The organism is Chitinimonas naiadis (assembly GCF_054780835.1).
The window spans coordinates 391,123-413,389 of the sequence record NZ_BAAGVO010000001.1 but is presented as its reverse complement, the minus strand read 5'-3'; the positions used below and the strand labels follow the sequence as shown (position 1 = coordinate 413,389).

Genomic DNA, 22,267 nt, shown 5'->3' with positions numbered 1-22,267 from the left:
GCTTGCTCCAGTGGATAACGCCCATCAGACTACCGGAAACACCGCGAGTTCCCCAAGGCCCCTCATGCGTTTATTTGGCATCGACTTCACCAGCCGTCCTACCCGCAGAAAGCCGATCACCGTGGCGGAGGGGCACGTGGACGGCGACGGTCTTTGCCTTGAGCGGGTTAGCCTGCTGGAAAGTTTTGCCGAGTTCGATGCCCTGCTGCAGCGAGCTGGCCCGTGGTTGGCGGCGTGTGATTTTCCTTTCGGCCTGCCGCGTGAGCTGGTGGAAACGCTGGGCTGGCCGCTGGAGTGGCCCGCCCTGATGACCTATCTCCATACGCTCGACCGTGGCACGCTGACAAACATGCTGCGCTCGTTCTGCGCCCAACGGCCCGTCGGCGGCAAGTTTGCCCATCGGGCCGTCGATAGCCTGGCGCGCTCCAGCCCCTCGATGAAATGGGTCAACCCGCCGGTCGCCTATATGCTGCACGAAGGCGCTACCCGCCTGCAGGCAGCGGGCCTTAGCTTGCCCGGCCTGCAGGATGGCGACCCCCTGCGCGTGGCCATCGAGGCCTATCCGGCACTTGCGGCACGTGCGGTTATCGGCAACGCCAGTTACAAGAGCGATGACAAAGCCAGGCAGACTCCGGAAAGACGCGAACGCCGGGCGCGTATTGTCGGCGCGCTGCGGGCAGGTGAGCACCCACTCGGGATAAGGCTGAAGATGGATGACCATCTGGCGGACCGCCTGATTGACGATGCCTCTGCCGACACACTGGATGCCGTGCTATGCCTGCTGCAGGCAGCCTGGGCCACCAGGCAAATCGGCTACGGCCTGCCGACGGACATGGACCCGCTGGAGGGTTGGATCGTCACTGTCGTCGCGACACCCCCAATCAGCAATACCAACTGAAAATAATGTCCAGGGCATGTAAACGACCGTAAATCGGGTCGACCACCTGCCCGCACCTTGCGTTTTATCGCTTGCAGGCCGCGACTGCGGCCAAAAAACACAAGGAGCCCTAACCATGCAACCCTCCCCTTACACCCTGATCGCCGCCGCACTGATCGGTACCGCCGCCTACGCAGCCAGCCCTGCGGAGGTCGTACAGCGCGATGCCAACCAGCAGCAGCGCATTGAACAAGGCCTCAAATCCGGGCAGTTGAACACCCGGGAGGCCGCGCGCCTAGAAGGAGAAGAAACCCATGTCGAAAAGCTCGAGGCCGGCGCACTCAAGGATGGCCATCTGAGCCAGCGTGAACAGGCACGGATCAACCGGGCCGAAAACCGGGTCAGTGCCGACATCAGCCGGGAAAAGCATGATGCCCAGCATGGCAATCCGAACTCGGCGTCTTCCCGGCGCATGCAGGCCGACGTACAGCGCAATCTCAACCAGCAGCAACGCATCGCACAAGGCGTGCAAAGTGGTCAGTTGAGCAACCGCGAAGTCGCCCGTACCGAACAGAGTGAAGCCCGCGATACCCGACGTGAAGCAGTAGCAGGACGTGATGGCCACGTGGGTGCCGCCGAGCAGCGGCAGGTTCAGCACGATGAGAATGTCACCAGCCGACAGATCTGGCGCAAGAAGCATAACGGCTGAGCGCTACCTTGCCCCGGCCAGACCGCATCCGGGGCAATGCAATTATTTTTTCACCGTCGCGAATCCGTTCGGCAACGATGCGCCTCTTAGTGAGCGAGGATGTCCTCTGTCTAACTAAGGAGTTGCACCATGCTGTATGTCAAGAATGTACCGAACTGGGAACGTGTCGTGCGTGTCGTGATTGGTCTGGCCGTCGTCGTTGCCGCCCTGACAAGTTTACCGGGCGTGATCGGCGCCCTGGTGGCAGTCTCGGCCGCGGGTATCGTGGTCTCGGGCCTGCTCGGCTTCTGTCCTGCTTGCGCCCTGGCTGGCCGTCGCCTTGCCAAGCAGGCCGGCAAGTAAGCTTTGGGTGGACCTGGCACTGTGCGAGCCTGCCAAGGCAGGCCGCGCCGTAGCCGGGAGCTCAGGGGCTGGCCTGGCGTGTCGTGCGCAATAGCGCCAGATCGAAGCCCTGCGCCATCGCTGCCGCCCGCGCGGCATCAAGCTGCTGCGGTTCCAGCTGCGGGGTCCGCGACAGTATCCACAGATACTCCCGGTTAGGATTGCCCACGACTGCCCAGCTGTAATCCGGCGCCAGCCCGATAACCCAGTAGGGGGCGGAAAACGGCCAGAAAAAGCTGACCTTGAGTTGGGCACTGCCTGTTCCCGGTACAACACGGGCCTTGCCATTCGCTTCGGCAAAGCTGCCGTCGTCGCGTCGGCAACGGTTCTTGACCATGACGGCCCCATCCTTCCCCAGACTGTATTCTGCCGTGGTATCGGCAACGCACATGCGCTGGAAAAACATCGGGAAGCTCGCTATCTCATACCACTTGCCAAGATAGCGATCGAGCTCGACCACCGGTACGGACTGGACCGGCGCAGCCCAGGCCTTTACCAGACCGAGCAACAAGATGAGCAAAGCAATACGGATACGCATACGAGACCCCAGTATTTTGTCTTGTACAAATATGGGACATATTGCATGATTTGAAAGTTGCACGCCACTTGCGGGCGCCTTGAATGAAAAACGCCGCATCGATGATGCGGCGTCGATCAGCCCCAATCCATCACGGAGCGATGATCAGGCAGTAAGGGCAAGCGGCTCCGCATTCGATAGCGCCAGTTTTGCACGATAGACCTCGCCGATCAGCAGGATGGCCGGGCCTTGCAGCTGCCAGTCGGCAACCTGCGGCAAATCCGCCAGGCTCAAGGCAAACTCCTTGCGCTGCGGCAGGGAAGCATTCTCGATGATCAGCAGCGGCGTCTGCGCGGACATGCCGCCAGCCAGCAGTGTCCTGGCTACCTCCGCCGCCTGGCGTACCCCCATATAGAGCACCGTGGTGTCTGCGGCCAGTACCGGCTTCACCCAGTCGCTTCCGGCTTCGCCTTCACCAACCCGTGCCGTGGCAAACAGGACATTGCGAGCCAGCCCACGGCTGGTCAGGGAGACTCCGGCATCGGCCGATGCAGCCAGCGCCGCGGTAATGCCCGGTACCACCTCATAGGCGATACCGGCTTCGTCCAGCGCCCCCATCTCCTCCTGGGCGCGACCGAACAGCATGGGATCGCCCCCCTTCAGGCGGACTACCGTGCCGTACTTGCCCGCCGCATCGAGCAGCATCTTGTTGATGAACCGCTGGGCGGTAGAGGCCTGTGCACAACGCTTGCCGACCGGGATCAATACCGCCTGCGGACAATAGGCCAGCATCTCGGGCTGCACCAGGGCGTCGTAGAGCACTGCATCAGCAGCCTGCAAGAGACGCATGCCCCTTACCGTGATCAAGTCGGCTGCGCCAGGACCTGCACCGATCAGATAGACCTTGCCCGCCATGCTCAGGCGCTCCGGCGACGGAACAGCGGCTGCGGCTGATCCACCGCGGCTTGATAAAACTCGCTGAAGTCGTCCAGGCCCTTGGCGGCCTCGACGATGTCCTTGTCGGCGCGAACCGCGTAGGCATTGAAACCGCAGCGCTGCAGAAACAGCAGGGTGTCCTTGAAGACATCACCCACCGCACGCAACTGTCCCTTGAAGCCATAGCGTTCCCGCAACAGGCGACCGGTCGAGAATCCGCGGCCGTCGGTGAACACCGGAAAGTCGACTGCGATCAACGGCAGCCTGGCGACATCCGCCGCCAGTTGCTCGACCTCCTCGTCCGGCGCAATCCAGACACCGACCTCGCCACGCGCCAACAAGGCGGCGCGCTGTGCCAGCCAGACTTTCAAGGGCACGATCACCGGGCCGACGGCCGGCACTTCGCTACCATCAAGCCATTGCCAGCTGTCGTCGACGATCTGCCGGTCGACAATGATGCGCTGCTTCGCATCGGTACAGTGCGGATGGGGCTGCTGCGCCTCGGCCCCGTCGGCCGGATCCTGCTCGGCGGGATAGATATGCTCAGCCATGGACGCTTTCCTTCTGATAGATACGCGCCTTGAAGGGATCGATACCGACACGGTCCACGACATCCAGGAAGCGCTCGTCATCGTGCCGGTGCGCGACATAGACCTCGATGACCTGGCTGATCACTTCCGCCATGTCGTCCTGCGCAAACGAGGGGCCGATCACCTTGCCCAGGCTGGCGCCATGGCCCTGGCGGCCACCCAGCGATACCTGGTACCACTCGGAACCATTCTTGTCGACGCCCAGGATGCCGATATGGCCGACATGATGGTGGCCACAGGCATTCATGCAGCCGGAGATATTGATGTCGATCTCACCCAGGTCGAACAGGTAGTCAAGATCATCGAAGCGACGCTGGATCGCTTCCGCAATCGGGATGGACTTGGCATTGGCCAGCGAGCAGAAGTCGCCACCGGGACAGCAGATGATGTCGGTCAGGAGGCCGATATTCGGCGTCGCAAAGCCCAGTGCCTTGGCAGCTTCCCAGACGGCGGCCAGATCGCGCTGCTTCACGTCGGCCAGGATCAGGTTCTGCTCATGGCTGACGCGGACTTCGCCATAGCTGTACTGGTCGGCAAGGTCCGCCACGCCATCGAGCTGCGCGCCGCTGGCATCACCCGGGGGAATGCCGGTCGGCTTGAGCGAGAGTGTCACTGCCGCATAGCCCGGTACCTTGTGAGCGAACACGTTGCGCTCGACCCAGCGGGCAAAGCCCTTGTTGCTGGCCTTGAGCGCCAGGTAGCCGGCGTCATCGCCCGGCAACGCTTCGTAGGCCGGTGCGGTGAAATGGCTGGCCACGCGGTCTATTTCGGCCTGGGTCAGGGTCATCGGGCCATCCTTCAGATGGACCCACTCTGCCTCGACCTTGGCGGCGAACGCCTCGGGCGTCATCGCCTTGACCAGGATCTTGATACGGGCCTTGTACTTGTTGTCGCGACGGCCATAGCGGTTGTAAACCCGCAGGATGGCGTCGAAGTAGCTCAGCAGATGCTCCTTGGGCAGGAACTCACGGATCACGCTACCCACGATAGGCGTACGGCCCAGGCCGCCGCCGACGATGACCTTGAAGCCAACCTCTCCCGCGGCGTCATGCACCACGTGCACGCCTATATCGTGCACCCAGGTGGCAGCCCGATCCTGGACCGAGCCACTGACAGCGATCTTGAACTTGCGTGGCAGGTGGGCGAATTCGGGATGGAAGGTGCTCCATTGCCGGATCAGCTCGCACCAGGGACGCGGGTCAATGATCTCGTCGTGTGCCACACCGGCAAACTGGTCGCTGGTGGTATTGCGCACGCAATTGCCCGAGGTCTGCACTGCGTGCATCTGCACTTCGGCCAGCTCGGCCAGTATCTTGGGGACGTCTTCGAGCTTGGGCCAGTTGTACTGCAGGTTCTGGCGGGTGGTGAAATGGGCGTAGTCGCGATCGTAGCGGCGGGCGATGCTCGCCAGCTTGCGCACCTGGTCGCTGCGCAGATGTCCATAGGGTATCGCCACGCGCAACATGGGCGCATGGCGCTGGATGTAGAGTCCGTTCTGCAGCCGCAGGGGACGGAATTCATCCTCGGTCAGTTCTCCGGCAAGATAGCGGCGGGTCTGGTCGCCAAACTGGGCAACGCGCTGGTCAACTATCTGCTGGTCGTAATCGTCGTAAACATACATGGTGCGGCCAATCGGGAAGCTGGCGGGAGTCTTGCAGAATAACAGTGCAGCCTTATGCGAAAAACGAACCTTTGCGTCTATTTATATCGCGCCACCCACATATAGCGCAGTTCCACGCCATCGTTGCCGGACTCCGGGCGGCGCATCCACATCCGAAGCTGCATAAGCAAACGCTAAGTCATTGATCCGATGGCCCACCATTCGGAACGACCAGAACCGATTCAGCTAGTCCTTAGCCTGCAGCACAGGTTTATAATCGGACGTTTACCTCACATGCACCAAGGCAAGACGCAGCGATCCTGCCGCCCTGCCACAGCCAGAGAAAAGACGCACCATGGCCAAACTCGACGCCAATACGCCCCAGCCTATCCAACTTAAGGACTATACGCCCCCAGCCTTCCTGATCGACAAGGTCGACCTGACCTTTGATCTGGAAGAACAGCAGAGCCGTGTCAGTTCGCGCCTGGTACTGCATCGCAACCCGGCGCACCCGGACAGCCGGGCGCCCTTGAAGCTGGACGGCAAGGAACTGGAGCTCGAGTCGATCAAGCTCGATGGCGAGGCATTGAGCGCCAGCTGCTACGAGATCGATGCCGAATCGCTGACCATTACCGTCATGCCGGACAATGCGATCCTCGAGATCGTCACCATCATCCACCCCGAGACCAATACCAGCCTCAACGGCCTGTATCGCTCGGGTGCGAATTTCTACAGCCAGTGCGAAGCCGAAGGCTTTCGCAAGATCACCTACTACCTGGACCGCCCGGACGTCATGGCGCGCTTCACCACCACCGTGGTGGCCGACAAATCCAAGTGGCCGGTACTGCTCTCCAATGGCAACAAGGTCGGCGAAGGTACGCTCGACAAGAACCGCCACTGGGTGAAGTGGGTCGACCCGTTCAAGAAGCCCGCCTATCTGTTCGCGCTAGTCGCTGGCAAGCTGTCCAAGCTGGCCGACAAGTTCACGACCACCTCCGGTCGTGAAGTAGCACTGGAAATCTTTGTCGACGCCGCTGACCTCGACAAGTGCGATCACGCCATGTCCTCGGTCAAGAAATCCATGGCCTGGGACGAACAGCGCTTCGGCCTGGAATACGACCTCGACACCTACATGATCGTCGCCGTTGGCGACTTCAACATGGGTGCCATGGAGAACAAGGGCCTCAACATCTTCAATACCAAGTTCGTGCTGGCCCGGCCCGATACCGCGACCGATGTGGATTTCGACGGCATCGAGGCGGTCATCGCCCATGAATACTTCCACAACTGGACCGGCAATCGCGTGACCTGTCGCGACTGGTTCCAGCTATCGCTCAAGGAAGGCCTGACGGTATTCCGCGACCAGGAGTTCTCGGCTGACATGGGTAGCCCCGAGGTCAACCGCATCGAGGCGGTACGCACGCTGCGTACCCACCAGTTTGCCGAGGATGCAGGCCCCATGGCCCATCCGGTGCGCCCCGAGAGCTATATCGAGATCAACAACTTCTATACCGTGACCGTGTACGAGAAGGGCGCCGAAGTCGTGCGCATGTACCAGACCCTGCTGGGCCGGGATGGCTTCCGCAAGGGTATCGACCTTTACTTCAAGCGCCACGACGGCCAGGCCGTGACCTGCGACGACTTCCGCGCCGCGATGGCCGACGCCAACGACTACGATTTCAGCCAGTTCGTCCGCTGGTACTCGCAGGCAGGCACCCCTGTGCTCAGCGTGCAAGGTCAGTATGACGCCGCCAAGCAGACCTACACGCTGGATATCGCGCAAAGCTGCCCCGCCACGCCGGGTCAGAGCGAAAAGCTGCCGTTCCATATTCCGCTGGCGCTGGGCCTGGTCGGCCCAGATGGCGCCGACCTGCCCTTGCAGCTGCAGGGTGAACCGGAAGCTGCCTACGGTACCCGCGTCCTGTCGGTCAAGAACGCCCAGGAGACGCTCGTCTTCGTCAACGTCGCGGCCGAGCCGGTACCGTCGCTGCTGCGCAATTTCTCGGCCCCGGTGAAGCTCGACTTTGCCTGGACCCGCCCACAGCTGGTTCATCTGCTGGCCCATGACAGCGATGCCTTCTGCCGCTGGGAAGCCAGCCAGACCTTGATGCTGCAGGATCTGCAAGGCCTGATCGACGCCGCACGCCAGGGCCAGCCGCTGGCATTGAAGGATGACTTCGTCGCCGCCATGCGCCGCGTGCTGACCGACGAGAACCTGGACCCGGCCCTGGTGGCGCTGATGCTGACGCTGCCGGCCGAAACCTATCTGGCCGACCAGCAGGCAGAGATTGATCCGGATGCCATCCGTGCCGCCCGCGAAGCCATGAAGCTCGGCCTGGCACAAGCCCTGCGCGCCGAATTCAAGGCCGCCTTTGGTCGCCTGCAGGACACCGGCCCCTATCGCTACGAGGCGCAGGCTGTTGCGGCCCGTTCGCTGAAGAACATCGCCCTGTCCTACCTGGCTGAACTCGACGAAGCCAGCTTCATCGAGCTGGCCGAGAAGCAGTACGGCACGGCCAACAACATGACCGACGCCCAGGCTGCGCTGATGGCCCTGGTGAATTGGCCGCAGGGTGACGCTGCCGTCGCCGCCTTTGCGACCAAATGGGCCAATGAAGCCCTGGTCATGGACAAGTGGTTCACCCTGCAGGCGCTCAGCCGCCGGCTGGGTACGGTCGACCAGGTGAAGGCGCTGATGGCGCATCCGGCCTTCGCCCTGACCAATCCCAACAAGGTCCGGGCGCTGGTGGGTGCCTTCGTGCACAACAACCTCGCGGGCTTTCATGCCGTGGACGGATCGGGCTACGAGTTCGCCGCCGACACCATCCTGGCGGTCGACAAGCTCAACCCGCAGGTGGCTGCACGCCTGGCAGGCAGCTTCAACCGCTGGAAGAAACTGGAACCCAACCGCCGCGCCCGCATGGAAGCGGCGTTGCGCCGGGTTGCCGCCCACAGCGGCTTGTCACGCGATGTTTATGAAATCGTCTCCAAGAACCTGCAATGACTTGTTAGGATAGGGGGCCTACGCCGCACCAGTGCTTGCTTGGCGGGTTCGGCGTAGTTTGGAGACAGTTGGTGAACTATCCGCTAGGTAAAGTGGCAATAGTTCACCGCAAGCTCTAGTGTTTAAGCGAATTGATACCCGGCGGCCCCGGCCTCCCCCAGGAAAGACGCATGCACACCCCTATACTCTTGGTCGAAGACAATCCGGATGACGAAGCGCTCACCATCCGTGCCTTTGGCAAGAACGGCATACAGAACCCTATCGTCGTAGCGAGAGATGGCCAGGAAGCCATCGACTATCTCTATGCACAGGGCAGCCATGCCGGCCGGGACCTGAGCGAGCGGCCCATCCTGATCCTCCTGGATATCAAGCTGCCCAAGCTCAACGGCATCGAGGTGCTGCGGCAAATCCGCAGCAGCGAACCCACCAAGCTGATTCCCGTCGTGGTCCTGACCACCTCCAAGGAAGAAGACGACCTGGTGAAGAGCTACAGCCTGGGCGCCAATAGTTACATCCGCAAACCCGTCGACTTCATGCAGTTCATGGAAGTGGTACGCCAGGTTGGCATCTACTGGCTGATGCTGAACGAGCCTGTCCAGAGCTGACCTCCAATGGACGAAATCACCCTCATCCAGAAAACGCTCAGGGTATTGGTCGTCGACGACTCCGAAGACGACGCACTATTGAATATCCTCGCCCTGCGCCGACAGGGCTTCGAGGTGGAATATCAGCGCGTGGATGCCCCCGAGGCCATGCACGCCGCACTCAACACCGGCAGCTGGGACCTTGTCCTTTCCGATTACTCCATGCCGCAGTTCTCGGCCCAGGAAGCACTGCGCGTGTTCCGGGAGTATGGCCAGGTCGTCCCCTTCATCGTCGTGACCGGTACCATCGGCGAGGAATCCGCCGTGGCCATGATGAAAGCCGGCGTCAATGACTTCATCCTCAAGACACACCTGAAACGCCTGGCCAGCGTGGTGGAGCGCGAACTGCGCGAAACCGGCAATCGCCGCGCCAAGCGCCAGGCCGAGCTGGCCCTGCGCGAGAGCCAGGAGCGCTATGAACTGGCCATCCGCGGTGCCAATGACGGCCTGTGGGACTGGGACATCCGCGACGACAGCATTTATTTTTCGCCGCGCTGGAAAGCCATGCTCGGCTACGCTGAGGATGAACTGCTCGATCCGGTACCGGAGACCTGGCTGGCACTGACCCACCCCGACGAAGGCGAAGGCCTGCGGTTGCAGTTGATCCAGCACTTGAAGGGCGAGACCCCGCACTTCGAGGCGGAACATCGCATGCGCCACAAGGATGGCAGCTGGCGCTGGATGCTGACCCGCGGCATGGCGATGATCGATACGGACACCGGCCTGGCCTTCCGCATGGCAGGCTCGCTGACCGACATCACCGAGCGCAAGCGGGCCGAAGAGCAGATGCTGTACGACGCCCTGCACGACAGCCTGACCGGACTCGCCAATCGCGCGATGTTTACCGACTTCCTCGGCTTCGCGCTCGGGCATGCCACCCGTGATCCGGACTATCTGTGCGCGGTGCTGTGCCTGAACTTGGAACGGTTCCGCTATATCAACGACAGCTTTGGCCATACGACCGGCGACCGCATCCTGCGCGTCACCGCTGAACGCCTGGCCCAGGTGCAGCGCCCGGGCGACGTCGTGGCTCGTTTCGGTGGTGACGAGTTCGCCATCCTGCTCGACGCGATCAGCGACCCCAACGAAGCCATCCGCTTTACCGAATCCATGCTGACCGAGCTCGCCAAGCCGATCGACCTCGAAGGCCATGAGGTCTATCCCGGCGCGCGGGTGGGGATTGCGCTTTCTTCGGGTGGCTATGCCCACCCCGAGGAAATGATACGTGACGCCGACACCGCCATGCACCGTGCCAAGCAACGCAAGGGCGGCAAGATGGAGGTGTTCGATCGCGCCATGCAGGGCACCATGCTGCGTGCGCTGAAGATGGAGCAGGAGATGCGCCGGGCGCTGGCCGCCCAGGAGTTCCTACCCTACTTCCAACCCATCGTGGATCTCGAAACCGGCCAGATCGCCGCCTTCGAAGCCCTGGTGCGCTGGCAGCAGCCCGAAGGCAAGCTGATCAGCCCGGCGGAATTCATCCCGCTGGCCGAGGAGATCGGCCTGATCAACGAGATCGGCCGGCAGATGCTGGAGAATTCAGCCTGCCAGGTGGCCAAGTGGCAAACCGCCTTCCCGGACCGCATGCTGCGGATCAGCGTCAACCTCTCGGGCAAACAGTTCAACCAGCTCGACCTGGTCGAGCAGATCGACACCGCCATCGCGAAGGCGGGGATCGAAGCCAGCCGGCTGGAACTGGAGATCACCGAGAGCATCCTGATGGACAACACCGACGCCATCATCGCCATGCTGCAGGCGATCCGGGCGCGCGGCATCCAGATACTGATGGACGACTTCGGCACCGGTTACTCTTCCCTGTCCTATCTGCACCGCTTCCCGTCTAACGTGCTGAAAATCGACGGCTCGTTCGTGCGGCAGATCACCGAAGACCATTTCAGCCGTGAAATCGTCCGCGCCATCATCCTCTTGGCGCGTAGCCTGGGGATGGCCGTGATCGCCGAAGGCGTCGAGACCGCCGAGCAGCTGGATGCCCTGCGTGAGATGTCCTGCCACTTTGCGCAGGGTTATTACTTTGCCAAGCCCCTGCCCGCCGATCAGGCCACCGCGCTGATTGCTTCGCGTCAGCAGTGGTGAGCTCGGATTAGTTGCACTCAATGCTGTAACTGATGTTCAACACCCGGCAAAGCCGGGTGCTAACCGGCATATGATGTGCACGCGCGCTTTGCTTTTTCACCCCCACATCCCCGCCCTCGCCACCGCGAGGGAGCCTCGCTACGCTCGTGGGTGACTTCGATCATCTGTGGCGCGCTTTCGATGCGGGCGGAGCTACGTTAGCCCTTCTGTGGTGCAGCCCTCATTTCAAAAGTGTCCGACTCCCCCACGGACCGTAGCGTGGATGAACCGAAGGCGTTATCCGCCGAATGTTGATGAGCAAGGCGGGATTGCCGGACGCCGACGGATTTCGCTAGCCGTCGGGGAGCCCTAGGATCCGGCTTGTCTGAACTGGCGCGCGGCCGTGGTCCTTAGCCCCACGGCCGGGCCAGCCTACGTGTCAGTAGCGGATATGCCAGCGGCGGTAGATGAAGCCCAGTAGCCAGGCCGGGCCGATCAGCAGGAACTTGATGTCGTCGAAAAACGAGGGCTTCTTGCCTTCGACCTTGTGGCCGATGAACTGGCCTATCCAGGCCAGCACGAAGATCGCGATGCTGCTGATCAGCAGCGAGGGCAGGACCGAGGCGATGCCCAGCATGGCGGCGGAAAGCAGCAGCATCCCGAGGGCGATGGGGAGCGACAGGCGCAGGTAGTAGCCCAGTGCAAAGATCACGAAACCGACGGCGAGCCACGGGGTGGCGGCCCATAGCATGCCCAGCAAACTGAAGGTGATCAGCGGGACGCAGATCCAGTGGACGCGCTTGTTGAAGGGGTTCTGGTGGCTTTCGCCGTATCGCTCGAACAGGTTGTCGATCGTGCTCATGACGTGTCTCCTTGTTGTCTCGCCAGTCTCGTTTCCCGGACTGGAGTAGACACTCTAACGCCACTCGCGAATCACGCGCTTGAACGATTCCACTGTCCTGTCAGCTCGTGATCGCAAGTCGGCTCAAGGTGGACGGCACCACACCGAAGGTGGCATGGAATACCCGGCTCATGTGGGCGAGATCGGCAAAACCGGCCGCATGTGCGGCGGTGGTGAGATTGGCCCCAGCCGCTAGCCGGTCGACGGCCGCCAGCAGGCGCATCCACAACTGGTAGCGACGGAACGGCAGGCCGGTATGCAGGCTGAACAGATGGCTGAAGCGGCTTTTGGAGAGGGCGACCGAAGCCGCGAGGGCATCGGAATCGAGTTCCGGCTCGACCGCGAGCTGGTCCAGCACCCGTGCAATGCGGGCATCCAGCACGGGGGCGCGATCAAAACCAGGCAGCCATTGCTCCTGCCAACGGCTGACGCTGGCCTCGCACACCGACAGGCTGCGGGGTGTCCGCCAGGCGTCCAGCAACTCATGACATAGCTCGGCGCTGGGCTCGGGGTGGAGCTCAGCCGACTGCCATGCATCAAGGACGCGCTGGCCAGGATCAATGAAGAGATGCGCGATCAGCGCGCCGTTGGCAGCGATTTTGTGCTGCCGACCCGGCCAAAGGATCGCCGCCCGGCAAGGCTGCAGACCCGATTCGCCCTGCGACAAGCGGAATTCACCCTCCAGCGCCAGACTGAGTTGAATCGCATGGTGGGCATGTGGCGTGGAATCGGTATCCACCCCCAGCACCAGCGCCCTGCCGCGCCATAGATACATACGTCCGTGTTTCATGTCGCCAGTATAGGCAGAGCGGTCAGGCTGCCAGGAGGCATTCCATCACCTGGCGGATTTTCACAACAGGGTGTGCACTGGCCACCACTCGCACGGCCATCAGACTTGGCCGAGGAACCAGTTCACGATATAGAAATGATCCTCGAACAACTGCTCTTCCATGCGGTTGAATTCGAACAGGGGCACCCACTTGGCCTTGTCGGCGTCGTCATCACCACGCACCTTGGGCAACCCCTCGGTGGTCGGCGCCAATTCGATCAGGAAAGCATGGGTGATGGTGCGGCCACGCAGGCTGCGCTGCGGGTGATCGAATACCCGGCTGGAACGCATGGAACCCGCCAGCACCGGCGCCGGCACCTTGAGCCGGGTCTCTTCCTTGAGCTCGCGAATGACCGCGTCCTTGATCCGCTCGTCCGGGTTCACAAAACCACCGGGCAGTGCCCACAAGCCCTTGCCGGGTTGCGAGCGGCGACGGACCAGCAACACGTGGCCGGAGTGGATCACCACGGCGTCCACCGTCACGAAGCTCGGTGGATACGGCGCGGCAGCCCAGCTTTGCCGGTAGCGCTTCACGAACAGGTATTCATCCTGCAGCTTGGCAAACGTCTCGGCAGCACGGAAGGTGTTGAGCCAGTCGAACACCGGTACCGGCAGCAAGGCCGCGCAGGACGGCCAATCACTGTCCCGTTCCGGATCGAAAAAGGCATGGCGGATGCGCGAGGCATGCACGTCCGGCAGCTCCGGCGCCTCCACCCGCGCCCATTGAGGGAACAGGTCGAGATATTCGGCATTGCCCTTCTTGGCGCCACGTGGCGGGCCGACGATACCGATGCGAAACTGCGCCTGCCTACTGCCGACATCCGAGGTATCGACCGCGATCACACGGTCGACCAGATGCTGCACTTCGGTCAGCCACTGCTGGTCGTTGTACATGCGGTCGGAGATGCCCACCACGAACACACGCGACTGCTCTTCCTCCGCCAACGCCAGCCGGATCATGCGTTCGCGATCCTCGACCGTGAACGGGTGCATGGGGTTGCGAGCCTGCCGGGCGGAGCCACATAGCACGATGACCTTGTCCGCGAGCTGCAAGGCATGCTGCATGGTCCACAGATGGCCATTGTGGAAAGGCTGGAAACGGCCGATGAAGATCAGGTAATCGAATTCGCGCATGGCTAGCCAGTGGAAAGCGGGGACAAAAAAGGGCAGGTTATCCCCTGCCCTCTTGTTTGCAACTCAAGCCGGAACGGCGATCGGCCGGGGCTGTGCTGACTTCTGCATCTGCGCCTCGCTAAAGGCCAGCATGCGTTCGATCGGCAAGCGGGCGGCATCCATCTGCGCCGGGGTCAGGTAGTCGATACGCGTTCCCTCACCTGCCTGGGCACGCTGCACCCGCTCGACATTGTTCATCTTCATGTAGGGGCACTGGTTGCACTGGCAGCCGGCATAGATGGGGGCCTGCATGATCTTCAGGTCCGGACGGGCCAGACCCATGTTGTAGAGGATGCCGTCCTCGGTCGCGACGAAGATGGTCGCATCCGGCTCGCGATCGAAGCGCTTGATCCAGTTCAGCATGCCGCTGGTGGAACCGACGTAGTCGGCACGCTTGAGCACCGGCAGCGGGCTCTCCGGATGCGCGATCAGGTATTTGGCGCCCTCGACGGCCGCCATACCCTCGTTCAGCGCAGTCTCGTTGAACTTGTCGTGCACTTCGCACACGGCCGACCACAGCGGCATGTCGTAGCCATACTGATAGTTCAGGTAGGCGCCCATATTGCGGTCGGGCGAGAAGATCACCTTCTTACCCTCGGCGTAGAGGTGGGCGATGATGTCGTCGACGTTGCGGCTCGTCACGATCCAGTCGCTGAGCGCCTTGTGCTCGGCGGAGCTGTTGATATAGGAGACATGCACATGGTCAGCATGCTTTTCGCGCCAGGCCTTGAGGCGCTTGACGTCGGTCTGGGTGACCAGCGAGCAGGTGGAACCTGCATCGGGCAGTATCACCTCAGCCTGGGGATTCAGTATCTTGGCGGTCTCGGCCATGAAACGCACGCCGGCGAACACGATCACGTCGGCATTGGCATCACGGGCATAGAGGGAAAGTTCGAGACTGTCGCCGACCTTGTCGGCCATCTGCTGGATTTCAGGCGCAGTGTAATAGTGCGCCAGTGTTACCACTCGCTTGGACATGGGAATTCCTTCCATGTGGGTACCGCCTCTCCGGCGGCTGACTGGGCCCGATCACTCGGGCGGTTCTTGCAGGCTGTCGGCGGAATCCCCGCCGTGGGTACATACCAGCACTTGCGCACCTTAACAAAATCAAGGGCTTTTTGCTATATACCCACACGCACTCCCCTATCGCCGTCGCTTGGTGTAGGGTTTAGCGCCATACCCAGCACAATCAGACCATCCTCCTATGTCCTTGATCAGCTTTGACCAGGCGCTAGCGCGCCTCCTCGAACAGGCGCACGCCCAGACTGGCCACGAGATGCTGGCCCTGCAGGAATGCGACGGTCGCATCCTGGCCAAGTCCGTCATTGCCCCCTTGGCAGTGCCGGGCTTCGACAACAGCGCGATGGATGGCTACGCACTGCATATCGCCGATTTCGCTGCCGTGCCCGCGAGCTTTCCGGTGGTGCAACGCATTGCCGCCGGCGACGTCGGCCAGGCGCTGGCCGCAGGCTGTGCGGCGCGTATCTTTACCGGCGCGCCCATACCGGCCGGCTGCAATGCCGTGGTCCCGCAGGAAGAGACCGACGCTGCCGGAGAGACCGTGCGCCTCCTGGGGCAGGTCAGGCCAGGCCAGCATATCCGTCGACTGGGCGAGGATATTGCCGTCGACAGCGAAGTCCTGAGCGTAGGCCAACGGCTTGGCCCCCAGCATTTATCGCTGGCAGCCTCGCTGGGTATCGCCCAACTGGCCGTTGCCCCTGGTTTGCGCGTCGGCCTGCTGTGTACCGGCGATGAACTGACCCAGCCCGGGGAACCCCTGCCTGCAGGCGGTATCTACAATTCAAACCAGTTCGCCATCGGTGCACTGCTACGCCGGCTTGGTTGCGAGGTACGCGACTACGGCAAGGTCGCCGATACCCGTGCGGCGACGATCACCGCCTTCCGCCAGGCGGGGCAGGAAAACGAGGTGGTCATCAGTTGCGGTGGCGTGTCGGTCGGCGAGGAAGACCATGTAAAAGCCGCCGTCAGCGAACTGGGCCAGCTCGATCTCTGGCGTATTGCGATCAAGCCGGGCAAGCCCCTGGCCTTTGGCAAGGTCGGCGAGGCCGACTTCATCGGCCTGCCGGGTAATCCAGTCAGCGCCTTCCTGACCTTTGTACTGCTGGCGCGGCCGTTCCTGCTCAAGCGCATGGGTGCAGCGCACACTACGGCCCCCACGCTACGGGTAGCAGCCGGCTTTGACTGGCCACGCGCCGACAAGCGCCGGGAGTTCCTGCGCGCGCGACTGGAAGCCGACCCGAGCGGCCAACTGGTCGCCCGGCTCTATCCGAGCCAGGGCTCGGCGGTGATGAGCGGGCTGGCCTGGGCCGACGGACTGATCGACGTGCCCAGCGACACCACGATCCAGGCTGGCGAGCAGGTCCGGTACCTGCCGCTGGCGCAACTATTGGCCTGACACATGCAGATCACACTCCTGTACTTTGCCCGTCTGCGAGAGCGCTTTGGTCTCGCACAGGAACAAATGAGCACGCCCGATGGCGTGCTGACCATTGCGGGGCTGCTCGCTCACCTCGCGGCGCGTGGCGATGCCTGGGCCGAGGAGTTGGCCGGCGGCAAGGTATTCCGGGTCGCGCTTGATCAAGAGCTGGTGGATTTCAGTGCGCCGCTGCATGAAGGCGCCGAGATAGCCATCTTCCCACCGGTGACGGGAGGCTAGGATGGAAACCCTGCCACAAGCCCGGATATCGGTGGCGGTCCAGGCGGCGGATTTTGATTTGGCTGCCGAGTTTGCGCAGATCAACGAGGGAGACCTCGGCATCGGCGCGATGGTCAGCTTCGTGGGCCTGGTGCGGGATCTCAACCTCGCCGCCGACGTGGTCGCGCTAGAGCTGGAACACTATCCAGGCATGACCGAAAAGGCGCTGACCCGCATCGCCGAAGAAGCGGCGGTACGCTGGCCGCTGCACGCGGTACGGATAGCCCATCGGGTCGGCAAGTTACATCCAGGCGACGCCATCGTGCTGGTCCTGGTGGCCAGCGCGCATCGCCATGCTGCGTTCGAGGCCAACGCCTTCATCATGGACTACCTGAAGACCCGCGCCCCATTCTGGAAGAAGGAATGGACACCTGAGGGCCCGCGCTGGGTCGATGCACGCGAGAGCGACCTTAGCGCAGCGGCCCGCTGGCATCAGGTCGTCAGCCAGCAATACGGCAATACCGAACACGACTGATACCGGACCATCCAGACCCATGAGCGACCCCAAGCAAGCACTAACCCATTTCGACGCCAGCGGCCAGGCCCATATGGTGGACGTAGGCAGCAAGCCGGAGACCCAGCGCAGCGCGACGGCCAGCGGGCGTATCCGCATGCAGCCGTCCACCCTGGCCCTGCTCACGATGGGGGATACCCGCAAAGGTGACGTACTGGGGGTGGCAAGGCTGGCCGGCATCATGGCCGCCAAGCAGACGGGCAGCCTGATCCCGCTGTGCCACCCTATTCCGCTGACACATGTCAGCGTGGACTTCAGCGTGGACGTCCAGGGGCATCATGTCGACTGTACGTCCGTGGCAGAAACCGTCGGTCGCACCGGCGTGGAGATGGAGGCCATGACGGCCGTCTCGGTCGCCCTGCTGACCATCTACGACATGCTGAAGGCGGTGGATCGCGGCATGGTGATCGAGTCCACCCGCTTGCTGGAGAAAAAGGGTGGTAAGTCCGGTCACTGGCGCGCAAGCCTGGCTGAAGGCGAGATCCCCGGCTAAGCTTGGCGGACACGACTCCCGATGCGAGCAGATCATGCGCTTCGCTCCACCCCTTGCCCTTGCTGTCTCCTTGTTGCTGTCCGGCGCCGTTTGCCAGGCTGCGCAACGGGTCAAGGTGGGGGTAACGATCTTTCCGCCCTATATCGAGAAAGACGCTGGCGCTGGCAAGGACACACTGCGGGTTGAGTTACTGGAACTGATGAACGCCTTCCAGGACACCTACCGCTTCGAACCCGTGGTCACCGGCACAGTCCGCCGCTTCAAGGATTTTGACCTCGGCAAATATGATATGTCGACCTTCGACAACCTGGCCTGGGGATGGGAGGACAGACCGGTCGACGCTTCCAACGTCTATCTGCGAGGGGGCGAGGTCTATGTTGCGCTGGCCAGCCCAGGCAGGAATGACAGTTACTTCGACAACCTGGCAGAGAAGCAGCTGATTGCCATGCTGGGCTACCACTATGGCTTTGCCGGCTTCAACGGCGACCCGGACTATCTGCGGCAACGCTTCCGTATCGCCTTCACCAACGACAATGAAGCCTCGCTGAAACTGCTGCTGCTGGGGCGTGGCGAGGTCGCGGTCGTGTCCGAGGCATTTCTGACCAGCTTCCTGGCTCGCCAACCCGAGCTTCGGGATCGCTTCCTGGTGTCGAAAAAGAAAGACCAGGTCTACTCGCACACCATCATCATCCGCCGCGGCATCCGGCCCAGCATTGCCGAGATCAATCAGCTACTGGAAAGGATGCGCAAGGCAGGCGTATTGCGACCGCTCTGGAAGAAATACGGTGCCGAGCAGACGGACGGCAACTGAAGCGCGACCTGGAACGAAAGCCGGTCAGTCGGCGAAGGCGAAGCGCATGGACAGGTCCAGCGCACGCACGTCCTTGGTGAGCTTGCCGATCGAAATACGGTCTACCCCAGTCTCGGCAATCGCCAGGACCGTGTCGAATTCCACCCCGCCGCTGGCTTCCAGCACAGCGATGCCCGCACTGCGTTGCACCGCCAGGCATAGATCCGCCAGGCTCATATTGTCGAGCAATACCGACTTCGCACCCGCCGCCAGTGCCTGGTCGAGCTCATCCAGATTCTCCACCTCGATCTGTATGCTCACGTCCGGCGGTGCCAGCTTGAGGGCGGCCGCCATGACTTCGGCGATGCCGCCGGCTGCGGCGATATGGTTCTCCTTGATCAGGATGCCATCGTAGAGACCGATACGCTGATTCTCGCCACCGCCAACCCGCACCGCATATTTCTGCGCCAGACGCAGGCCCGGCAAGGTCTTGCGGGTATCGTGGATTTTTGCGTTGGTGCCGGCAATAAGCGCGACATAGCGCTGGGTCTCGGTCGCCACGGCCGACAGGGTCTGCAGGAAGTTCAGGCTGCAGCGCTCTGCGCTCAGCAAGGCCCGTGCGGGGCCTTCGATTTCGCACAGCAGTTGGCCGGCTTCGATACGCGCACCTTCCGCGACGCGCCAGCTCACCCGAACAGCCGGATCCACCTGGCGGTAGCACTCCTCGAACCAGGCCTGGCCACACAAGGTAGCCGCCTCGCGGGCGATCACGGTAGCCCGGCCCGGCCGGCCGGCCGGGATCAGCATGGCTGTCCAGTCGGCGCGACCGATGTCTTCGGCCAAGGCGGTGGCAACTTGCTGGGCTATCAGGTGGGCGGGCGGCAGGATGGCAGTCATGGCAAGCAAGGGGATGGGCAGGAAGGTGCCATTGTAACCCGAGCATAGAAAACGCCGGCCCTAAGGCCGGCGTTAAGGTGTCAACGCGTTTCAGGGGAGATCAACGTTGCAGGCACATGGTAACGCCCTGCCTGGAGATGCACCTTTGCGGTGCGACAAGCCGTCGATAGCGCGCCTGAACGTTGAAATAGCGGGACAGGCGGCGAAATGAATATCAGAAAAATCTGATTATATTAAATTTTGTCGCCAAATGTACTTATCTGCAGGCAAGTAGTCGTCAACTACAAGACTGTTCCGTAGCCGCGTTACCGGTTCAAGTTATTGCATACCGCAAAGTGATCGATCATTAGGACGAGGCAGTACGGCACCTGAACTAGCCGGACCAGAGGACCAGAAAAGCAAAAGTGGTCGCTAACGAGCGTCGGACAGCGGCCTAGGCGAACAAGACTGCAGCGAGAACGCGACGATCTTCAGCCACCAGGATATTGAAGGTGCGGCACATGGCCGACACATCCATGGCATCGACCCCGATCTGCGCCTGCATCAGCGCTTTGCTGAGCCGCGGATGGGGAAACTGCAAGCGACTACCGGTGCCTAGCAGGACCACCTCGGGCTTGTAGGCCAGCAACGCCTCGAAATCCGCCTCGGTCAGGTCGGCAAAGCTGGCGGGGCGCCAGGCATGCACTTCGGTCGGCCCCACCACCAGGCTGCCGGTATGACGCTGCTCGTTGACGCTGACGAAGTCAGTGCCATAGCCGGTGAACACATTGAGATGGGTAGGCTTGTCAGCGTGCAGTTTCATGATGATGGACAAAACAGGATAAGGGGCTATTTTAGCCTGCTTGGCCGGGAATAAGCGTGCGATACAAAGCGAATATTGCAGCGCAAAAATCTTTGCTACTATCGAACGCTCCCCTACACCTGCCCATTGAAGCCACGATGCGTCCCGTCAAGAAAAGCCAGAAGCTCGACAAGGTCTGTTATGAAATCCGCGGTCCGGCCCTGGCGCGCGCCAAGCAGATGGAAGATGACGGCCATCGCATCATCAAGCTCAATATCGGCAACCTGGCGGTGTTCGGCTTCGAACCACCGGACGAGATCGTGCAGGATGTGATCCACAACCTGCCCAACTCTGGCGGCTATGCCGACTCGAAAGGCCTGTTCTCTGCCCGCAAGGCGGTGATGCACTATTCGCAGCAGAAAGGCATCAAGGGCGTCGGGATCGAAGACATCTATATCGGCAACGGCGTGTCCGAGCTGATCCTGTTGAGCATGAATGCCCTGCTCGACAATGGCGACGAAGTACTGGTCCCTGCGCCGGACTACCCGCTCTGGACGGCTGCCGTGTCGCTATCAGGCGGTACGGCGCGACATTACCTGTGCAATGAGGAAGACGGCTGGCTGCCCGACCTCGACGATATCCGCGCCAAGATTACCGACACCACACGCGCCATCGTGGTGATCAACCCCAACAACCCGACCGGCGCGCTGTATCCGGACGACATCCTCAAGGGCATCCTGCAGATCGCCCGAGAGCATGATCTGATCGTCTATGCCGACGAGATCTACGACAAAACGCTGTTCGACGGCCATACCCACACCAGCATCGGTTCGCTGGCCGAGGATGTTTTCGTGGTGACCTTCGGCGGCCTGAGCAAGAACTACCGTGCCTGCGGTTATCGCGCCGGCTGGATGATACTGAGCGGCGACAAGCGTCACGCCCAGGACTACATCGACGGTCTCAATATCGTCTCCTCGATGCGCCTCTGCGCCAACGTACCGAGCCAGCATGCCATCCAGACGGCATTGGGCGGCTACCAGAGCATCAACGAACTGGTCGCACCCGGCGGCAGGCTGACCAAGCAGCGCGATCTTGCCTGGGAGCGGCTGACCGCCATACCGGGCGTGAGTTGCGTCAAGCCCAAGGGCGCGCTCTACCTGTTCCCCAGGCTCGATCCGAAAATCTACCCGATCGCCGACGACCAGGCCTTCATCACCGAACTGCTGGAAGAAGAGCGGGTGCTGCTGGTGCAGGGTACCGGCTTCAACTGGCATTCGCCGGATCACCTGCGCGTGGTCTTCCTGCCGCACCTGGATGAGCTGGAAGAAGCGCTCGATCGCATCGAGCGTTTCCTGGCCGGTTATCGAAAACGTCACTCGGCCTGAACCATGCAGATACTCCGCCTGACCAACGAGCACCTCCAATTGACTGAACCCGTCTGGCTCGCCCGGGCGGAGGCCACCCACAGGGAGCTGCGGCCCCAACTGGGCACCGATTACGCCGGCCAGATGCAGGCCATCTTTGCCGATGGCGGCGAGATGATCGTAGCCATCGACGGCGAAGACGTACTCGGCGTGGCGGTTTTCCGGCAATATCGCGATACCTTCTCCGGTACCAAGTTCTATGTGGACGACTTGGTCACCACCTCACAGCGACGCTCACAAGGCGTTGGCAAATTGCTGCTGGATTGGCTCCAACAAGAAGCCAGGCAGCGCGGCGCGACCAATTTTATGCTGGATTCCGGCACCCAGCGGATAGATGCGCATCGCTTCTATCACCGCGAGGGCTTGGTCATCGCGTCGTTCAATTTCAGAAAACCGCTCCACCCAAATAGTTAGGCAA

The 22,267-nt window shown here is 61.9% G+C and carries 23 protein-coding genes; 13 read left to right on the top strand and 10 right to left on the bottom strand.

Annotated features, from left to right (window positions below; genetic code table 11):
* Nucleotides 1-64: 64 nt before the first annotated feature.
* The 3 genes from ACYVHK_RS01840 to ACYVHK_RS01830 all read left to right on the top strand — a co-directional run bounded on the left by ACYVHK_RS01840 (nucleotide 65) and on the right by ACYVHK_RS01830 (nucleotide 1,928).
* A complete protein-coding gene (locus ACYVHK_RS01840; protein ID WP_460526982.1) occupies nucleotides 65-898 on the top strand; it encodes a DUF429 domain-containing protein in 834 nt (277 codons plus the stop codon).
* Between the two features lie 115 nt (nucleotides 899-1,013).
* Nucleotides 1,014-1,586, top strand: a complete 573-nt coding sequence (locus tag ACYVHK_RS01835; protein ID WP_460526980.1) for a hypothetical protein — start codon at nucleotides 1,014-1,016, stop codon at nucleotides 1,584-1,586.
* A 129-nt stretch (nucleotides 1,587-1,715) separates the two neighbouring features.
* Nucleotides 1,716-1,928 (top strand): YgaP family membrane protein, encoded by a 213-nt coding sequence (locus ACYVHK_RS01830; RefSeq protein ID WP_460526978.1) that lies wholly within the window; start codon nucleotides 1,716-1,718, stop codon nucleotides 1,926-1,928.
* A 61-nt stretch (nucleotides 1,929-1,989) separates the two neighbouring features.
* Here ACYVHK_RS01830 and ACYVHK_RS01825 read toward each other — a convergent pair whose 3' ends face one another.
* The 4 genes from ACYVHK_RS01825 to ACYVHK_RS01810 all read right to left on the bottom strand — a co-directional run bounded on the left by ACYVHK_RS01825 (nucleotide 1,990) and on the right by ACYVHK_RS01810 (nucleotide 5,631).
* The gene (locus tag ACYVHK_RS01825; protein ID WP_460526976.1) at nucleotides 1,990-2,505 is read right to left on the bottom strand and encodes a lipocalin family protein; all 516 of its coding nucleotides are present in this window, start codon (nucleotides 2,503-2,505) and stop codon (nucleotides 1,990-1,992) included.
* Between the two features lie 144 nt (nucleotides 2,506-2,649).
* Nucleotides 2,650-3,399 (bottom strand): uroporphyrinogen-III C-methyltransferase, encoded by a 750-nt coding sequence (cobA, locus tag ACYVHK_RS01820; protein WP_460526974.1) that lies wholly within the window; start codon nucleotides 3,397-3,399, stop codon nucleotides 2,650-2,652.
* 2 nt (nucleotides 3,400-3,401) lie between these two features.
* Entirely contained in the window at nucleotides 3,402-3,971 is a 570-nt protein-coding gene (locus ACYVHK_RS01815) for a DUF934 domain-containing protein (RefSeq protein WP_460526972.1), read from the bottom strand.
* On the bottom strand, nucleotides 3,964-5,631 hold the full coding sequence (locus ACYVHK_RS01810) for a nitrite/sulfite reductase (protein ID WP_460526970.1): 1,668 nt from the start codon (nucleotides 5,629-5,631) through the stop codon (nucleotides 3,964-3,966). The genes ACYVHK_RS01815 and ACYVHK_RS01810 overlap by 8 nt, the downstream gene beginning before the upstream one ends.
* Nucleotides 5,632-5,965: 334 nt before the next feature.
* Here ACYVHK_RS01810 and pepN point away from each other — a divergent pair, with 334 nt between their 5' ends.
* The 3 genes from pepN to ACYVHK_RS01795 all read left to right on the top strand — a co-directional run bounded on the left by pepN (nucleotide 5,966) and on the right by ACYVHK_RS01795 (nucleotide 11,352).
* A complete protein-coding gene (gene pepN / locus ACYVHK_RS01805; protein WP_460526968.1) occupies nucleotides 5,966-8,614 on the top strand; it encodes a M1 family metallopeptidase in 2,649 nt (882 codons plus the stop codon).
* 170 nt (nucleotides 8,615-8,784) lie between these two features.
* A complete protein-coding gene (locus tag ACYVHK_RS01800) occupies nucleotides 8,785-9,219 on the top strand; it encodes a response regulator (RefSeq protein WP_460526966.1) in 435 nt (144 codons plus the stop codon).
* Between the two features lie 6 nt (nucleotides 9,220-9,225).
* Nucleotides 9,226-11,352 carry a putative bifunctional diguanylate cyclase/phosphodiesterase gene (locus ACYVHK_RS01795; RefSeq protein ID WP_460526964.1) on the top strand — a complete coding sequence of 709 codons (2,127 nt, stop codon included), beginning with the start codon at nucleotides 9,226-9,228 and terminating at the stop codon, nucleotides 11,350-11,352.
* Between the two features lie 418 nt (nucleotides 11,353-11,770).
* On the opposite strand, the gene ACYVHK_RS01790 is transcribed toward ACYVHK_RS01795, so the two are convergent.
* The 4 genes from ACYVHK_RS01790 to nadA form a co-directional block, all read right to left on the bottom strand.
* Nucleotides 11,771-12,193 carry an Mpo1 family 2-hydroxy fatty acid dioxygenase gene (locus ACYVHK_RS01790; RefSeq protein ID WP_460526962.1) on the bottom strand — a complete coding sequence of 141 codons (423 nt, stop codon included), beginning with the start codon at nucleotides 12,191-12,193 and terminating at the stop codon, nucleotides 11,771-11,773.
* Between the two features lie 100 nt (nucleotides 12,194-12,293).
* A complete protein-coding gene (locus ACYVHK_RS01785; protein WP_460526960.1) occupies nucleotides 12,294-13,022 on the bottom strand; it encodes an AraC family transcriptional regulator in 729 nt (242 codons plus the stop codon).
* Nucleotides 13,023-13,121: 99 nt separating this feature from the next.
* Nucleotides 13,122-14,195 carry a bifunctional nicotinamide-nucleotide adenylyltransferase/Nudix hydroxylase gene (locus tag ACYVHK_RS01780; RefSeq protein ID WP_460526958.1) on the bottom strand — a complete coding sequence of 358 codons (1,074 nt, stop codon included), beginning with the start codon at nucleotides 14,193-14,195 and terminating at the stop codon, nucleotides 13,122-13,124.
* Nucleotides 14,196-14,258: 63 nt separating this feature from the next.
* Nucleotides 14,259-15,212, bottom strand: a complete 954-nt coding sequence (gene nadA, locus ACYVHK_RS01775) for a quinolinate synthase (protein ID WP_460526956.1) — start codon at nucleotides 15,210-15,212, stop codon at nucleotides 14,259-14,261.
* A 226-nt stretch (nucleotides 15,213-15,438) separates the two neighbouring features.
* On the opposite strand from nadA, the gene ACYVHK_RS01770 reads away from it, so the two are divergent.
* The 5 genes from ACYVHK_RS01770 to ACYVHK_RS01750 are packed head-to-tail and all read left to right on the top strand — an operon-like array spanning nucleotide 15,439 to nucleotide 18,768.
* Nucleotides 15,439-16,650 carry a molybdopterin molybdotransferase MoeA gene (locus ACYVHK_RS01770; RefSeq protein ID WP_460526954.1) on the top strand — a complete coding sequence of 404 codons (1,212 nt, stop codon included), beginning with the start codon at nucleotides 15,439-15,441 and terminating at the stop codon, nucleotides 16,648-16,650.
* Nucleotides 16,651-16,653: 3 nt separating this feature from the next.
* Nucleotides 16,654-16,911 carry a MoaD/ThiS family protein gene (moaD, locus tag ACYVHK_RS01765; RefSeq protein ID WP_460526952.1) on the top strand — a complete coding sequence of 86 codons (258 nt, stop codon included), beginning with the start codon at nucleotides 16,654-16,656 and terminating at the stop codon, nucleotides 16,909-16,911.
* A gap of 1 nt (nucleotide 16,912) precedes the next feature.
* A complete protein-coding gene (gene moaE, locus ACYVHK_RS01760; RefSeq protein ID WP_460526950.1) occupies nucleotides 16,913-17,425 on the top strand; it encodes a molybdenum cofactor biosynthesis protein MoaE in 513 nt (170 codons plus the stop codon).
* A gap of 19 nt (nucleotides 17,426-17,444) precedes the next feature.
* Entirely contained in the window at nucleotides 17,445-17,957 is a 513-nt protein-coding gene (gene moaC / locus ACYVHK_RS01755) for a cyclic pyranopterin monophosphate synthase (RefSeq protein WP_460526948.1), read from the top strand.
* A 34-nt stretch (nucleotides 17,958-17,991) separates the two neighbouring features.
* The gene (locus ACYVHK_RS01750) at nucleotides 17,992-18,768 is read left to right on the top strand and encodes a substrate-binding periplasmic protein (RefSeq protein WP_460526946.1); all 777 of its coding nucleotides are present in this window, start codon (nucleotides 17,992-17,994) and stop codon (nucleotides 18,766-18,768) included.
* Between the two features lie 24 nt (nucleotides 18,769-18,792).
* Here ACYVHK_RS01750 and nadC read toward each other — a convergent pair whose 3' ends face one another.
* Nucleotides 18,793-19,644 carry a nicotinate-nucleotide diphosphorylase gene (gene nadC, locus ACYVHK_RS01745; protein ID WP_460526944.1) on the bottom strand — a complete coding sequence of 284 codons (852 nt, stop codon included), beginning with the start codon at nucleotides 19,642-19,644 and terminating at the stop codon, nucleotides 18,793-18,795.
* A 433-nt stretch (nucleotides 19,645-20,077) separates the two neighbouring features.
* Nucleotides 20,078-20,446 (bottom strand): Mth938-like domain-containing protein, encoded by a 369-nt coding sequence (locus tag ACYVHK_RS01740; protein ID WP_460526942.1) that lies wholly within the window; start codon nucleotides 20,444-20,446, stop codon nucleotides 20,078-20,080.
* A 137-nt stretch (nucleotides 20,447-20,583) separates the two neighbouring features.
* Here ACYVHK_RS01740 and ACYVHK_RS01735 point away from each other — a divergent pair, with 137 nt between their 5' ends.
* Together ACYVHK_RS01735 and ACYVHK_RS01730 are read left to right on the top strand one after the other, a co-directional pair.
* Entirely contained in the window at nucleotides 20,584-21,810 is a 1,227-nt protein-coding gene (locus tag ACYVHK_RS01735; protein WP_460526940.1) for a pyridoxal phosphate-dependent aminotransferase, read from the top strand.
* Nucleotides 21,811-21,813: 3 nt separating this feature from the next.
* Nucleotides 21,814-22,263: a GNAT family N-acetyltransferase gene (locus ACYVHK_RS01730; protein ID WP_460526938.1), complete on the top strand. Its 450-nt coding sequence runs from the start codon at nucleotides 21,814-21,816 to the stop codon at nucleotides 22,261-22,263.
* Nucleotides 22,264-22,267: the final 4 nt, after the last annotated feature.

Excerpts from the sequence above, each read along its gene's own strand:
- ACYVHK_RS01840 (WP_460526982.1), top strand. The coding sequence starts at position 65 with ATGCGTTTATTTGGCATCGACTTCACCAGCCGTCCTACCCGCAGAAAG.
- ACYVHK_RS01835 (WP_460526980.1), top strand. The coding sequence starts at position 1,014 with ATGCAACCCTCCCCTTACACCCTGATCGCCGCCGCACTGATCGGTACC.
- ACYVHK_RS01830 (WP_460526978.1), top strand. The coding sequence starts at position 1,716 with ATGCTGTATGTCAAGAATGTACCGAACTGGGAACGTGTCGTGCGTGTC.
- ACYVHK_RS01825 (WP_460526976.1), bottom strand. The coding sequence starts at position 2,505 with ATGCGTATCCGTATTGCTTTGCTCATCTTGTTGCTCGGTCTGGTAAAG.
- cobA (WP_460526974.1), bottom strand. The coding sequence starts at position 3,399 with ATGGCGGGCAAGGTCTATCTGATCGGTGCAGGTCCTGGCGCAGCCGAC.
- ACYVHK_RS01815 (WP_460526972.1), bottom strand. The coding sequence starts at position 3,971 with ATGGCTGAGCATATCTATCCCGCCGAGCAGGATCCGGCCGACGGGGCC.
- ACYVHK_RS01810 (WP_460526970.1), bottom strand. The coding sequence starts at position 5,631 with ATGTATGTTTACGACGATTACGACCAGCAGATAGTTGACCAGCGCGTT.
- pepN (WP_460526968.1), top strand. The coding sequence starts at position 5,966 with ATGGCCAAACTCGACGCCAATACGCCCCAGCCTATCCAACTTAAGGAC.
- ACYVHK_RS01800 (WP_460526966.1), top strand. The coding sequence starts at position 8,785 with ATGCACACCCCTATACTCTTGGTCGAAGACAATCCGGATGACGAAGCG.
- ACYVHK_RS01795 (WP_460526964.1), top strand. The coding sequence starts at position 9,226 with ATGGACGAAATCACCCTCATCCAGAAAACGCTCAGGGTATTGGTCGTC.
- ACYVHK_RS01790 (WP_460526962.1), bottom strand. The coding sequence starts at position 12,193 with ATGAGCACGATCGACAACCTGTTCGAGCGATACGGCGAAAGCCACCAG.
- ACYVHK_RS01785 (WP_460526960.1), bottom strand. The coding sequence starts at position 13,022 with ATGAAACACGGACGTATGTATCTATGGCGCGGCAGGGCGCTGGTGCTG.
- ACYVHK_RS01780 (WP_460526958.1), bottom strand. The coding sequence starts at position 14,195 with ATGCGCGAATTCGATTACCTGATCTTCATCGGCCGTTTCCAGCCTTTC.
- nadA (WP_460526956.1), bottom strand. The coding sequence starts at position 15,212 with ATGTCCAAGCGAGTGGTAACACTGGCGCACTATTACACTGCGCCTGAA.
- ACYVHK_RS01770 (WP_460526954.1), top strand. The coding sequence starts at position 15,439 with ATGTCCTTGATCAGCTTTGACCAGGCGCTAGCGCGCCTCCTCGAACAG.
- moaD (WP_460526952.1), top strand. The coding sequence starts at position 16,654 with ATGCAGATCACACTCCTGTACTTTGCCCGTCTGCGAGAGCGCTTTGGT.
- moaE (WP_460526950.1), top strand. The coding sequence starts at position 16,913 with ATGGAAACCCTGCCACAAGCCCGGATATCGGTGGCGGTCCAGGCGGCG.
- moaC (WP_460526948.1), top strand. The coding sequence starts at position 17,445 with ATGAGCGACCCCAAGCAAGCACTAACCCATTTCGACGCCAGCGGCCAG.
- ACYVHK_RS01750 (WP_460526946.1), top strand. The coding sequence starts at position 17,992 with ATGCGCTTCGCTCCACCCCTTGCCCTTGCTGTCTCCTTGTTGCTGTCC.
- nadC (WP_460526944.1), bottom strand. The coding sequence starts at position 19,644 with ATGACTGCCATCCTGCCGCCCGCCCACCTGATAGCCCAGCAAGTTGCC.
- ACYVHK_RS01740 (WP_460526942.1), bottom strand. The coding sequence starts at position 20,446 with ATGAAACTGCACGCTGACAAGCCTACCCATCTCAATGTGTTCACCGGC.
- ACYVHK_RS01735 (WP_460526940.1), top strand. The coding sequence starts at position 20,584 with ATGCGTCCCGTCAAGAAAAGCCAGAAGCTCGACAAGGTCTGTTATGAA.
- ACYVHK_RS01730 (WP_460526938.1), top strand. The coding sequence starts at position 21,814 with ATGCAGATACTCCGCCTGACCAACGAGCACCTCCAATTGACTGAACCC.